Annotated in this window: 1 protein-coding gene; it reads right to left on the bottom strand. The window is 70.1% G+C overall.

All coding sequences use genetic code 11. The annotated features are described in order from the left end of the window. Positions 1 to 162 precede the first annotated feature (162 nt). Positions 163 to 646, bottom strand: a 484-nt coding sequence (locus NS334_RS17385) for an AAA family ATPase (RefSeq protein WP_193753178.1), incomplete at its 5' end; no start/stop codon positions are given.

Genomic DNA, 646 nt, shown 5'->3' on the forward strand with positions numbered 1-646 from the left:
AGCCGGCGCGGCGGCGGCCGTGCAGGCCATGGATGACGTTGGCCGCAACACGGCGGGCCTCAAGCACCAGGCGCGGCAGCGACGCGGCGAGCGATCGGCTTTCGCCATCTGCACGTCGGACCGCCAGGATCTCCTCGTTCTGGTGCCTGTTGTCAGCCGCCATCAACCGATCCGCGTCTTCAATTGCTTGATCACGGCCGGAATGGTGCGGCCCTCGGCGCGCGCCGAGAAGGTCAGCGCCATGCGGTGCTTGAGCACGGGCTCGGCGAGATCGAGCACGTCGTCGATCGACGGCGCGAGCCTGCCGTCGAGCAGCGCGCGGGCGCGAACCGCCAGCATCAACGCCTGGCTGGCGCGGGGACCGGGTCCCCACGCGATCAGCTTGCCGGCCTCGCCGCCCTCGGTGCCGGGGCGCGCGGCGCGCACCAGCGTCAGGATCGCTTCGACGACGGAATCGCCGACCGGCAGGCGCCGCACCAGTCGTTGTGCCGTGAGCAGCGTCTCCGCATCCATCGACGGCTTGGCATGCGCCTCTTCGGCGCCGGTGGTTTCGAACAGGATGCGCCGCTCGGCGTCGCGATCGGGATAGTCGACGTCGATTTCCATCAGGAAGCGGTCGAGCTGCGCTTCGGGCAGCGGATAGGTG

The sequence above is a fragment of the Sphingomonas endophytica genome, from assembly GCF_001476895.1.
Lineage (GTDB): Bacteria > Pseudomonadota > Alphaproteobacteria > Sphingomonadales > Sphingomonadaceae > Sphingomonas > Sphingomonas endophytica_A.